Origin of the sequence: Paraburkholderia sp. BL23I1N1, assembly GCF_003610295.1 — a bacterium.
In the GTDB taxonomy this organism is placed as follows: Bacteria; Pseudomonadota; Gammaproteobacteria; order Burkholderiales; family Burkholderiaceae; genus Paraburkholderia.
Map to the genome: position 1 here is coordinate 2,437,690 of NZ_RAPV01000001.1, position 12,747 is coordinate 2,450,436.

A 12,747-nucleotide genomic window follows, 5' to 3' on the forward strand; every position below is an offset into this window, starting at 1 on the left:
TGTACGCGCTGCGAATGTCACGCGTGGTGCAGCTAGTGAGCACAGTCTAGAAGCGGTTCAGGCGCGGATAAATCCTCCATTCCTGAATTCACTGTTGCTTTTGACACGACAATTGCAGAAGCCCGCCCATCAACGGTTTGCCGGCATGCGTGTGGCCCGGCGGGGTTCGTGTGGCTGGAGAATTTCCGGCGCGCATTCTATAAACGCAGGTTATGGACCTACGCGGACCTACGCGCCGGAGAAAACCGCAAGCGGGTGTTGCAACGCGGTAATCGCTGCGTTCATCGCGGCACGATTGCGGCGCCACCGTTTCGCGCTCGCTCGCCCTTACACCGCGGCAATGCCCACGTAGTTTTCCGCCATCGCGGTAGCTGCCGCGCGCGAGGTGGTCACGTATTCGAGTTCGGCCACCTGCAACTGCCGTTCGAACGGCGATGCGCCTTCAATACGATGCATCATGCTCGTCATCCAGTACGAGAAATGCTCGGCACGCCAGATCCGCTTGAGCGCCGTTTCGCTGTAACTATCGAGCAGATCGGTGCGGTTTTCGACGTAGAACGCGTTCAGCGCCTGGGTCAACACACGCACGTCGGCAACGGCGAGGTTCATGCCCTTCGCGCCGGTAGGCGGCACGATATGCGCTGCATCGCCGGCGAGAAAAAGCCGGCCATGCTGCATGGTGGCCGACACGAAACTGCGCATGCCGACAATGTTCTTCTGGAAGATCTTGCCCTCCACGATGGTCTGGCCGTCGTGCGAATCGACGCGTGCATGCAGTTCGGCCCAGATTCGATCGTCGGACCAGTTGTTGACGGAATCCTTCGGATCGCATTGGAAATACATGCGCTGCACGTTCGCTGAGCGCGTGCTGACCAGCGCAAAACCGCGGTCGTGCCGTGCATAAATCAATTCGTCCGCCGACGGCGGCCCTTCGCACAGAATGCCGAACCAGCCGAACGGATAGACGCGTTCGAAGTCTTTGCGCAATGCCTGCGGAATCGACGCACGCGACACGCCTTGCGAACCATCGCAGCCGATCACGAAGTCGCATTGCAATTCGCACGCTTCGCCCTCGCGGTGATAGCGGATCGACGGCTTGTCGGTATCGATGCCGTGCAGCGACGTGTCCGTCACGCCGAAACGCAGGGCTCCGTTGGCAGCCACGCGCGCGGCGACCAGATCCTTGATGACTTCATGCTGCGCGTAGACGGTGATCGAATGGCCGGTGAGTCCGGTCAGATCGATACGACGCCGCTTGCCTTCGAAAGCCAGTTCGAAGCCGTGATGCAGCGCGCCTTCAGCCTTCATGCGCGCGCCGACGCCGGCTTCGGTGAGCAGGTCCATCGTGCCCTGTTCGAGCACGCCGGCGCGGATCGTGGATTCAATCTGTTCGCGGGTACGCGTTTCGAGCACGACGGAGTCGATGTCGCGCAAATGAAGAAGATGGGAAAGCAGCAGGCCCGCAGGGCCGGCGCCGATGATGCCGACTTGGGTACGCATGAGTTGTCTCCTGAATGCGGTGATTGATTTGCATGCAGTTTGGCAATCATGGTCTATATCGCGCAACGCGATATCGTGGATAGGTGCTATCTAGTTTTGAGATAATAGTCGCGCCTGTTTTCGCGGTGCCACAGCGCACCAATGCTTCGCATCCTTACCCAGACGGCGATTGCGCTTATGCGCTTGAGTGCTGAGCGTCCGCATCGGTTTGCAGGCACTCGAGGTAAACCCTGACCGAGTTGCGGACCTCGGCAAGCGGCTTCTTGCGACGTGCCGCTGTCGATGTAGCGTCTTGAGCGGCAGCGTCGCTTGTCGCGATGCGCGCCGCTGCCTGGTTAATGCCTTGGTTTATGCAAGGAACAATCGATAAACCGGGTTCTGCGACTCTTCCCAGTACGGATACCCAAGCGTCGCGAGAAAACGTTCGAACCCGCTGTTCTCGCTCTCCGGCACCTGAATGCCGACCAGAATCGAACTGTAGTCCGCGCCCTGGTTGCGATAGTGGAACAGGCTGATATTCCAGTTCGGCGCCATTGACGACAGAAACTTCATCAGCGCGCCCGGCCGTTCCGGAAACTCGAAACGGAACAGACGTTCGTCATGCGCCAGAGGCGAGCGCCCGCCGACCATGTAGCGGATGTGCTGCTTGGACAGTTCGTCGAAGGTCAGATCGACGGTGGCGAAGCCGTGTGCCTCAAATGCCCCCGCGATCTGCGCGGATTCGCTGCGATTGCGGATCTGCACGCCGACAAAGATATGGGCGGATTGCGCGTCCGCAATGCGGTAGTTGAATTCGGTGACGCTGCGCGTGCCCACCAGTTCGCAGAAGCGGCGGAAGCTGCCGCGCTCTTCGGGAATCGTCACGGCGAACACTGCTTCGCGCGCTTCGCCGACTTCGGCGCGCTCAGCCACGAAACGCATGCGGTCGAAATTCATGTTCGCGCCAGACGTGATCGCGATCAGCGTCTGGTTCTCGAGGCCTTCGCGCTCGGCATACTGCTTGGCGCCGGCCACGGCCAGCGCGCCAGCCGGCTCCAGCACGCTGCGCGTGTCCTGGAACACGTCCTTGATCGCGGCGCACAGCGCATCGGTATTCACCAGCAGCACGTCGTCGAGATATTCGCTGCACAGGCGGAAGGTTTCTTCGCCGACGAGCTTTACTGCAGTGCCGTCCGAGAACAGCCCGACTTCGTTTAGCGTGACGCGTTCGCCGGCCTTTAAAGAAGCGGCCATCGCACACGAATCATCGGTCTGCACGCCGATCACCTTGATCTCCGGGCGTACCGATTTCACGTACGCGGCCACGCCGGCCGCCAGGCCACCGCCGCCGATCGGCACGAAGATCGCGTGAATCGGGCCCTGGTGCTGGCTGAGAATCTCCATCGCGACCGTGCCCTGGCCGGCGATCACGTACGGATCGTCGAACGGGTGAACGAAGGTCAGGCCGCGCTCTTCCTGCAGCTTCACCGCATGCCCGTACGCATCGCTATAGGACTCGCCGAACTGCACGACTTCGACCGTTGCGCCGCCATGGGCGCGTACGGCGTCGACCTTCACCTGCGGGGTTGTCACCGGCACCACGATGATCGCCTTCACGCCCATGCGGGCCGCCGACAGCGCCACGCCCTGCGCATGATTGCCCGCCGACGCGGTAATCACACCCCGCTCCAGCGCGTCCGCCGGAATATGCGCCATCTTGTTGTACGCGCCGCGCACCTTGAATGAGAACACCGGCTGGTTGTCCTCGCGCTTCAGATAGACCGGATTGCGCAAGCGTGCCGACAGATTTGGCGCGCGTTCGAGTTCGGTCTCGCGGGCCACGTCGTAGACGCGCGCGGTCAGGGTTTTCTTCAGGTAGTCGTGACGCAAGGCCACGCTGTCAGCGGCAACGGCCGCCTGTTTGAGTTCATGTAACGACACGGCAAGCTCCTGGGCAACAAGGGCAAATCAACAGAGAGATCACCAGGAGGCAGGCAGCATGCGGACATGAAAAAACCCGCCTCGTGGGGCGGGTTGATGTCGCTGCTATCAGACGCGCGCTAACCCACCATTCGATAAATGGTGCTAATAATCAGCGCAATACGGATGTCGAGGCAGTTCATGCGGTTGATCTTCGTTGACTTGACGGGCTTTGTCAATCCCTGTTCATCACATCGGGCAGCGTCGTCTGAGAGACTACGCGCCGCTGCTAGCAACGCGCGTAGTCATACGGATGGACTATTGACGCACGCCGCTTTGCTTCCTGAACGCGTCGAGAATGTGCCGCTCCAGCGCGTTATAGTCGCGGCCAAAGTGATGATCGCCCGAGGTACGAATCACCTCGACGCCGGTTTTGGCCAGCGCGGGACATAAGGTGTCCTTCTCTTCTTCACCGTAGAAGCACTGCACGATCGCGGGAGGCACACGCGTCAATTCAGGCTGCACTTTCAAGGCCTTATCGCTTGCCGGCATGCCGAGCCAGCCGCCGACACGAATCTGGAAATCGGCGTCGGGCGCGAACCCTAGCAGCGCGATCAACGACACCTTTGCACGCAGCGCGTCAGGCAAACGGTTATAGGCGAACGGCATCACGTCGGCGCCGAACGAATAGCCGACAAGCGCAATATGCTCCGCGTGCCAGCGCGCGCCATAGGTCTGCATCACGCGCGCGAGATCGCGGCTCGTTTGCGCCGGCGTCCTTTCGCTCCAGAAATATCGCAGGCTGTCGATGCCGACCACCGACACGCCGTCTTTCTGCAACGCGAGCGAGATGGTCTTGTCGAGATCGCGCCAGCCGCCGTCGCCGGAAATCACAATCGCCATCAAGCCGTTCGGATGCGCGGCCGGCAATTCAATCAACGGCAGATCGGAGACGTCGTCGTCGCTCGTCGAGAGCGTCTGCAAATGCGGCGTCACCATCGCCACGAGCCGCGTGCGATCGCCGTTGCCTGGCGTCGCCTTTTCGACGAAGCCCGGCACCTTGTCGCGGATGATCGTCGGGTCCGGCGGGCAAGGCTGAAAGCGCGGATCCAGATTGCGCTCAGCGTCCACCGAGACCGCGCCGGCAACCGTATTCGATGGCGCCTGTTCGAGCACATGCATCGCCAGCGTCGCGCCCTGCCCCGTACCGGCGACGATCGGCGCGAAATAGCGGCTCGATTGCGATTGCCGTTCGAGTTGATGACTCAGGGCTTCAGCGTCGCCCACGAGTTGATGGCAGGCTTCTTTTTTCGCACTCAGATTGGCCGCATAGCGCGCCGCATCCACGCCGACGGTCAACGCACCGGCTTTGGCGAGTGCATCGGCGGTTTGCTGGTCGGCGGCACTCCAGCCGGAGGCCGGCGAGTAAAGCACCACGAAGCCGCGCAAGGGGCCCACCGGTTGCGTCACCGTCACGTCGCCGTAGCGGCCGCCGGACACGGTGGTGGTTGCGGCACAGGCGGCCGCGCTGCCAACAACGAGGCTCGCCACCACGGCGAGCCTGAAAAACGGATGCAATGTCATGAACGCCGGCCTCCCGCCAGCAATGACAGGTCCGCGAGCGTGAAGAACACGCCCACCGAACCCGACGCCGCAAGATAGCGCGGCTCCCAATGCGGCTGGAACTTGCTCTTGAAAGCACGCAGTCCGCGGAAGTTATAGAAGCGGCCGCCGAAGCGCCACACGATGCCCGCCAGCCGATGCCAGCGCGACGCGAGCGGCGTCGGCTGCATACCGGAGAGCGGCGCGATGCCGAGACTGAGCGAGCGGAAGCCCGCCTGCTTCAGATGCAGCGCCAGTTGGGTGAACAGATATTCCATCGAATACGGCGACGCGCTTTCCACGTGACGCATCACGCCGACCGTCGCTTCGGTATTCAGATCGGTCGTCATGAAGGTCACAAAAGCGGCCGGCTCGCCGTTCTGGCGCACCAGTATCACGGATTGCGCGGCAAGGTACTCGTCGGTAAACGCGGCCACCGAGAAGCTCTTTTCGCGCGCGTCGCGGCTATCGAGCCAGCCGTCGGAAATCTCGCGCAGCGTTTCGAGCGACGCCGGCACGTCGGCCTGATCGATCACTTCGATCGTAAAGCCGTCACGCTCGCCGCGTTTGAGCGCATAGCGAAGATGCGCGCGATGCGAGCCCTTCAGGTCGAAATCGTCGAGCACCACGTGGGCCTCTTCGCCCAGCTTCATCAGCGTGAGGCCGGCGTCGAGATAAAGCGGCAACGCGTTGGCGCGCACCTGATAGAACGCCGCGCGGCCGCCATGCGCGTGCGCGAGCGCGACAAACTTGCTGATCAGACCGGCCCACTCCTCGCGCGGACCGACCGGATCGTGAAGCGCGGCCCACGTGCGGCCATTTTTTGCGTACATGAGAAAGGCTTCGCGCGATTCGGAAAAGAGGAAGCTCTTGTCGCCCATCAGCGCGAGACCGGCATCGCTGCGCTCCTGCGCGCGCACAATGCGCGCCGCGTCGTGCAGATCTTGCGCCGCGGGCATGACGAAACGGCCCGCCGCGGGGCGCAGCAACTGCCAGAACGCGAACGTCGCGGCGAACAGGCTGGCGGCCAGCGTCGCGCGCAACGCCCGCGGTGCGCGTTCGTCGAAAGCAAATTGCCACCACAGATCGCGCGTGTACGGCACGTCGCGGAACGCAAACAGCATCACCCACACGGCGAGCGCGAGCACCATCGCCACCGACACCAGCCAGCCCGCCGTAAAGCGCTCGGCAAACAGCGACGAATGACGGTTGAAACGGCGGCGCGTGGACAGCAGCAGCGCGATCAGCATACCGAGCACGCCCGCCTCCACGAATGCAAGACCTTTGGTCAGCGACAGCGCGAGGCTCAGCACCGCCAGCAGCAAGGTCATCCACCACGCGGCATCCAGACGCCGCAGCAAACCTCGCGCGACGAACAACAGCAGCACGCCGAGTACGCTGCACAGCATCTGCGAGCTTTCGAGCACCCACAGCGGCAGCACGTCGCGCAGGATCAGGATGCGCTGCCAGAACGCGGGCGTCGCGCTGGAAATCACCAGCATGCCGCCGACCACGAACGTCACGAGGCTCAGAAACAGCGGCGCGAGTTTCGACGCGCCCGCCGCATGATGCAGCGGCAAACGGCTTTTCAGCGCCCGGCCTTCGAAACCGGCAAGCAGCGCCGCCGAGACGATCAATGGGACACCGAAGTAAATCGCACGATACGCGAGCAGCGCCGCGACCATCTGATGCGTTTGCACGTTGCCGCTCAGCGTGAACACCATCGCGGCTTCGAACACGCCGACGCCGCCAGGCGTGTGGCCGATCATGCCGAGCAGCATCGCGGCGGCATAGACGGTGATGAACGTCACGAAGCTCACGTCCGCATGCGGCAGCAGCGCCCACAACGCGAGGCCCGCGGCCACCACGTCGAGTACGGCGAGCGCCACTTGCGCGAGCAGGTCGCGACGTGCCGGAATATCGAACGACAGCCACTGCCAGCGCGTACGGATCGGGCGCGTTTCGCGACGGCAGGCGGCAGCCGCAAGTCCGAGCACGGCGAGCAGCGCCGCGCCACTCCAGCGCAGCGTGAGCGGCGGAAGATGCAGCATCGCCGCGAGCGGATCGGCGAGGCACACCATGCCGAGCGCCGTCATGAGCACCAGGGCAAGTGCAAGCGAAACGCTCGTGAACACGGTCATGCGCCCGATCTGCGCGGGCGTGACATCCGACACCCCGTAGACGCGCGCACGCACGGCGCCGCCCGTCAACGCGCCGAAGCCCGTCGCATTGCCGAGCGCGGAGCCCGCGGTCGCGCCGATCCACAGCGCCGCGCGCGGCACCGTGGCGCCGAGGTAGCGCAAGCCGACGGCGTCGCGGCCGGCCAGCGCGATGTAGCTGAGCGCAGTCGCGCCGAGCGCAGCGGCCCACTCGCCCGCTGTCAGCCGACACAGCTGATGCATGACCGAGCGATAGTCGACCGCTTGCGAGAGATGTTGCAAGACGACCAGAAGCAGCCCGCAAATGACGAGTGCGAGCACGGGCGAGAGGATGCTCCGTTTGCCAAGCGTCTTCGATACACGGTCGAACATCGCGCCTAGCTGGTCGAACTTATTGTTATATCGGTGGAACATGGTCAATGCGGGCCTTGCGTGGAGCTGTCGCGGCGACGGGTCGTCTGCTGCGGCGTCGCCTGACTTCGGCGATTACAAATGGATAACGGCAAAGTGTTGAAAAGGTTGACAGCGTCAGGCAACACGCCGGTATTTAATCTGGGCCGTCGTTGAAGCTGAATGCGCTTCGAGGCGTGGCGGCGAAATAAACGCCGATAAAACGGTCGATATTGCCGATTGGGCTGTCGGGCTGGTGTGAGCCGCTGCACTCGACAGGGGCCCGAAGTTTAAACGCTTATCGAGGCCCGCGAGGCGAAGATTCGACATCGCGCCAATACCGCGCGATCGCGCGCCGATTTAAAGGCTGATTCGCCCCATCAAGATTTCCGTTTCGCGTGCCGTAATCGAGAGTAATAGCACGGCGCGATGCCGGGCTTTCGTAGCAGGAATGACGGTAATTGAAGGGGAATGACGATGGCAGAGCAAGATTGGGTAATGGCCGGTGTGTATCTGGTCGGGTTGGTGTCGATTGCACTTCTGATGAGCGCGTGGTCCGCGCGAGCGACCAAAGAACGGAGCCCGATCGTGTCGCGTACCAGGGAGTAATGCGCGGGCAATCCGTGCCTCACTGTGAGCGGCAGGCGCGCAGCGCGTGCCAGCGATCCAGAGGCGGCCCTCCAGCGCCCTGAAGCGGTTTGGTGCTTTAATCGGTGACGATGCATCGATTCCGAAGCACGCTTCCCTCAGGACAGGAGACACGGATTGACGAACGAAAATCAACTCGAGCGCTGGCTCGCGCGCGAGCAGGAAGTATTGGCGACGATTAACGCCGGACCGGGCCCCGGCGTCGCACGCCCCGAACAGGTGGCGGGCAAAACCGGCCTGGAATTCATGCAGGCGATGATGAGCGGGGAACTGCCCTACGCCGCGATCGCGCGCACGCTCGACTTTACAATCGTCGAAGTCGGTGCGGGGTACGCCGTGTTTCAGGGTACGCCGCTCGCGCAACATCTGAATCCGCTCGGCACCGTGCACGGCGGCTGGATCGCCACTTTGCTCGATTCGGCGCTAGGCTGCTCGGTGCATACGATGATGCCACCGGGCCGTGGCTACACCACCGCCGAGCTGAGCGTGAACTACGTGAAAGCCGTGGCGCCGCGCGTGCAACGTGTGCGTGCCGAAGGCAAGGTGATTCATTGCGGGCGGCAACTGGCGACGGCGGAAGCGCGCCTGGTCGGCCCCGACGGCACGCTCTACGCGCATGCCACGACAACCTGCCTGGTGTTCGAGATTCCGGGCCGGTAAAAAGTTAGCGGCCGATACCCTCGGTTGCCCGAGCGTGTTGCGCTTACTGCGGGCGGCGATGCGCTTCAGCAAGCACGGCGCAGTTTTGCAGGTGCAGGTTGAGCGCATGCAGCGCCAGTGCGCGGAGCTTGCTCAGCCACGTGGTGTTAGCGGTAGTAGTAGCGGTGCGGACGGTAGCGGCGTTGGAAGCAGTGTTCATGGCGGACTCTTGTATAGGGTTTATACCTAGGCAATAACCCGATTATAGCCCTCTCACACCGCACTGCAACAAATATCAAAAAGGTCGCGGCGTGTTGTGCCACGCTCACATCCCCAATCCGCATAATCTTCAAAAGGGGCGGCATCCGGCGCAGCGCTATTAACCATCCGCACCGTACAGGTGCAATAATGCCCGCTTTGCCTGCGACCATCCGCCGCAGATCGCCGCCCGTTCCCCATGACCGTCGCCCAGAAAGCCATGATCGCGCCCCTTATCGTCGCATGCGCGATGTTCATGGAAAGCGTCGATGCGAACGTGATCGTCACCGCCTTGCCGGCCATGGCGCGCGACTTCGGCCGCGATCCGGTCACGCTGAAAATCGCGGTCACGAGCTACGTACTGGGTCTCGGCGTCTTTATCCCGGTATGCGGCTGGCTCGCCGACCGCTTCGGCGCGCGCACCATTTTCCGCACCGCGATCGGCATCTTCGTCACCGGGTCGCTCCTGTGCGCCGCGTCGAACTCGCTGCCCACCTTCACCCTCGCCCGATTCGTGCAAGGTGTCGGCGGCGCGATGATGGTGCCGGTGGGGGCGGATCATCATCTTCCGCGTGGTGCACAAGTCCGACTTCATCCGTGCGATGAACTATCTGAGCGTCCCCGCCCTGCTCGGACCGGCCGCCGGGCCGCTGCTCGGCGGTTTCATCACCACCTATCTGCACTGGCGTCTGATCTTCTTCATCAACGTGCCGATCGGCATTCTCGGTATCTATCTGACCAACCGGCATATCGCCAACACGCGCGAACCCGATCCCGGGCCGCTCGACTGGATCGGTTTTTTTCTGTCGGCGGCCGGCGCGGTGCTGCTTCTGCTCGGACTGTCGCTGGTGGGCGGCGAACTCATGTCGAATCGGGACGCGTTCGGCATGTGCGCGAGCGGCGCTGTTCTGCTCGTGGGCTACGTCGCGTACTCGCAGCGCGTCAAACTGCCGTTGCTCGATCTGCGCTTCTTCAAGGTGCCGACGTTCCAGGCGAGCGTGCTCGGCGGGTCGCTGTTTCGAATCGGCCTCGGTGCGCTGCCCTTTTTGCTGCCACTGATGCTGCAGGAAGGACACGGCATGAGCGCGTTCCAGTCCGGCCTGATCACCTGCGCGTCCGCGTTCGGCGGCATGTTCATGCGTACGTTCGCCTCCCGCGTGCTGCATCGCTTCGGATTCCGTTCGGTGCTGGTGGTGAACGCGGCGCTCTCCGGTATATCGATTGCGGCGTGCGGACTGTTTTTCCCCGGCACACCGACGTGGATCATCTGGTTCGTCGTGTTGCTCGGTGGCTTCTTCCCGGCGCTGCAATTCACGAGTCTCAACTCCCTCACTTACGCGGAAATCGCCAGCCGCGACGTGGGGCGCGCGACGAGTCTCGGCAGCGTCGTGCAGCAGATGTCGCTCGGCCTGGGCGTGACGGTGGGCGGTATCGTGCTGCAGATTTCGCGCGTGCTGCACGGGCATCCGAGCATCGCCTGGTCGGATTTCTGGCCCGCGTTTCTGGTGGTGGGCTTGTGCTCGTTCGCGTCGATTCCGGTCACGCTGCGCATGCCGCATCGTGCGGGTGAAGACATCTCGCGCGGCGGTCGCGGGTAACGTCTCGCCGGCGCCGCTCGCGTTGACCGCTAGCCGGGTCCGCGCTGCCGCCGCGCTTCCGCCTGTTCCAGCAACGCTTCGAATAGCGCGAGTTCCACCGGCTTGACGAGATGGGCGTCGAAACCGGCCGCCCGCGTACGCTCGCGATCGGTTGCGTGACCGTAGCCGGTCATGGCGGCAAATAGCGTGCCGGCCAGCGTGGGCATCTTGCGCAATACGGCCACCGTCGCGCAACCGTCCATTTTTGGCATCGCGATGTCGATCAAGGCAAGGTGGGGTGCGAGGCGCGGCGCAACATCGAGCGCCTGCTGGCCGTCGTAGGCAATGCGCACTTCGTGGCCTTTGAGTTCGAGCAGCATGGCGAGGCTGTCGGCGGAGTCGCGATTGTCGTCCACCAGCAGAATTCGCAACGGCGACACCGCCACTCCGGCAACGCCATGCTGATCGGCTTGCGCCTCGGAAAGCGCTGCGGCAAGCGGCAAACTGAGCGTGAACGAACTGCCGCGCCCCTCACCCTCGCTGCTCGCGATGATGCTGCCGCCATGCATTTCGACCAGCGATTTGCACAGCGTGAGTCCGATGCCGAGGCCACCTTCACCTGAATTCTGCCCATTTTTTTCCTGCACGAACAACTCGAAGATCGCATCGAGCGCACGGACGGGAATGCCGCGGCCATGGTCGCGCACTTCCAGCACGGCCATCTGATGGCCGATACGCCCGAAGATCTCGATGAGGCCGCTCGCCGGCGAAAACTTCGACGCGTTATGCAACAGGTTTTGCAGCACCTGCACGAGCCGCGTCGTGTCGCCGCTGACGATAAGCGGTTCGGTCGGCATATGCGTCGCCACACTCTGTGCGCGCGCATCGGTAAAAGGCCGCGCGGCTTCGATCGCACGCGCCACCACTTCGGCCAGATCGACGCGCGCAAGGCGCAGCTCGACCTTGTCCGACATGATGCGGCCGACGTCGAGAAGATCGTCGACCAGGCGCGTGAGGTGGGTGACCTGGCGGTCGATCAGATCGCGTGAGCGCGCCACCGTCGGGCTCACGCCCGACTCGAGTTGCATCACGCCGACCGCGTTGCGCACCGGCGCAAGCGGATTGCGCAACTCGTGGGCAAGCGTCGCGAGAAACTTGCGCATGCGCTCGCCGGAGCGCTCCAGTTCTTCGCGCTCACGGCGCTCGGTCAGATCGCGCGTGACCTTCGCGAAGCCGCGCAGGCAGTTCGATTCGTCATACACAGCGGTAATGTTGACGTTGGCCCAGAAGGTTGTGCCATCTTTGCGCACGCGCCAGCCTTCGTCTTCGACACGGCCGACCTGCCTCGCGATCGCCAGTTCGCGCGCGGGCTTGCCGGCCGCCGCTTCTTCGCGCGGGTAAAACGTCGAGAAATGCCGGCCGACGATTTCGTCGCGCGTATAGCCCTTGATGCGCGCGGCGCCTGCGTTCCAGCTCACCACATAACCGTCCGGATCGAGCATGAAGATCGCGTAGTCCTTCACGTTGTCGACCAGCAGACGGAAGCGCTCCTCGCTCTGCCGCAACGCCTCCAGGTACTCACGCTGCGCCGTCAGATCGCGGGTGATCTTGGCGAATCCCGTCAGCACACCCGCCTCGTTGCGCACTGCCGTGATGACCACGTTCGACCAGAAAGTCGTGCCGTCTTTGCGAACCCGCCAGCCTTCGTCCTCGAAACGGCCGGTCAGTGTTGCCTGCTGCAACTCGTAAGTCGGCCAGCCGCGCGCCACGGCTTCGGCCGTGTAGAAACGCGAGAAGTGCTCGCCGATGATCTCGTGCGCTGCATAGCCCTTCAGCTTCTGCGCGCCGGCATTCCAGCTGACGATATGCCCGGTTGGATCGAGCAGGAAGATCGCGTAGTCTTCAATCGATTGAACCAGCGCCCCGTAATCGACCTCGTCGGGTGGACTCACTCGGGGGGCGGGCGATACGTTGGCGGTCGCGTCGTTATCACCTGCGGCGTGGGCGTCAGGCTCTTTCATAGTAAGAAGCGTCCGTGGGTCTGCCCAAAAGCATACACTGGCCCGCGGTCAGGT

Annotated in this window: 8 protein-coding genes and 1 pseudogene; 3 read left to right on the forward strand and 6 right to left on the reverse strand. The window is 63.2% G+C overall.

Going from position 1 to position 12,747, the window contains the following annotated elements; genetic code table 11:
* Positions 1 to 327 precede the first annotated feature (327 nt).
* The 4 genes from B0G76_RS11510 to mprF all read right to left on the reverse strand — a co-directional run bounded on the left by B0G76_RS11510 (position 328) and on the right by mprF (position 7,532).
* On the reverse strand, positions 328 to 1,500 hold the full coding sequence (locus tag B0G76_RS11510) for a 4-hydroxybenzoate 3-monooxygenase (protein ID WP_120292204.1): 1,173 nt from the start codon (positions 1,498 to 1,500) through the stop codon (positions 328 to 330).
* A 348-nt stretch (positions 1,501 to 1,848) separates the two neighbouring features.
* Positions 1,849 to 3,420, reverse strand: coding sequence for a threonine ammonia-lyase, biosynthetic (gene ilvA / locus B0G76_RS11515; RefSeq protein WP_120292206.1), 1,572 nt, complete (start codon positions 3,418 to 3,420; stop codon positions 1,849 to 1,851).
* A gap of 297 nt (positions 3,421 to 3,717) precedes the next feature.
* Entirely contained in the window at positions 3,718 to 4,983 is a 1,266-nt protein-coding gene (locus B0G76_RS11520) for a virulence factor family protein (protein WP_120292207.1), read from the reverse strand.
* On the reverse strand, positions 4,980 to 7,532 hold the full coding sequence (gene mprF / locus B0G76_RS11525; RefSeq protein WP_259460819.1) for a bifunctional lysylphosphatidylglycerol flippase/synthetase MprF: 2,553 nt from the start codon (positions 7,530 to 7,532) through the stop codon (positions 4,980 to 4,982). The genes B0G76_RS11520 and mprF overlap by 4 nt, the downstream gene beginning before the upstream one ends.
* 495 nt (positions 7,533 to 8,027) lie before the next feature.
* Here mprF and B0G76_RS43680 point away from each other — a divergent pair, with 495 nt between their 5' ends.
* Positions 8,028 to 8,159, forward strand: coding sequence for a hypothetical protein (locus B0G76_RS43680; protein WP_259460554.1), 132 nt, complete (start codon positions 8,028 to 8,030; stop codon positions 8,157 to 8,159).
* A gap of 156 nt (positions 8,160 to 8,315) precedes the next feature.
* Entirely contained in the window at positions 8,316 to 8,858 is a 543-nt protein-coding gene (locus B0G76_RS11530) for a PaaI family thioesterase (protein WP_120292211.1), read from the forward strand.
* A gap of 43 nt (positions 8,859 to 8,901) precedes the next feature.
* Here B0G76_RS11530 and B0G76_RS42845 read toward each other — a convergent pair whose 3' ends face one another.
* Positions 8,902 to 9,057: a hypothetical protein gene (locus tag B0G76_RS42845; RefSeq protein ID WP_183082028.1), complete on the reverse strand. Its 156-nt coding sequence runs from the start codon at positions 9,055 to 9,057 to the stop codon at positions 8,902 to 8,904.
* A gap of 237 nt (positions 9,058 to 9,294) precedes the next feature.
* On the opposite strand from B0G76_RS42845, the pseudogene B0G76_RS11535 reads away from it, so the two are divergent.
* Positions 9,295 to 10,693: pseudogene (locus B0G76_RS11535) on the forward strand (MFS transporter).
* A gap of 29 nt (positions 10,694 to 10,722) precedes the next feature.
* On the opposite strand, the gene B0G76_RS11540 reads toward B0G76_RS11535, so the two are convergent.
* A complete protein-coding gene (locus B0G76_RS11540; RefSeq protein WP_120292213.1) occupies positions 10,723 to 12,693 on the reverse strand; it encodes a PAS domain S-box protein in 1,971 nt (656 codons plus the stop codon).
* Positions 12,694 to 12,747 lie beyond the last annotated feature (54 nt).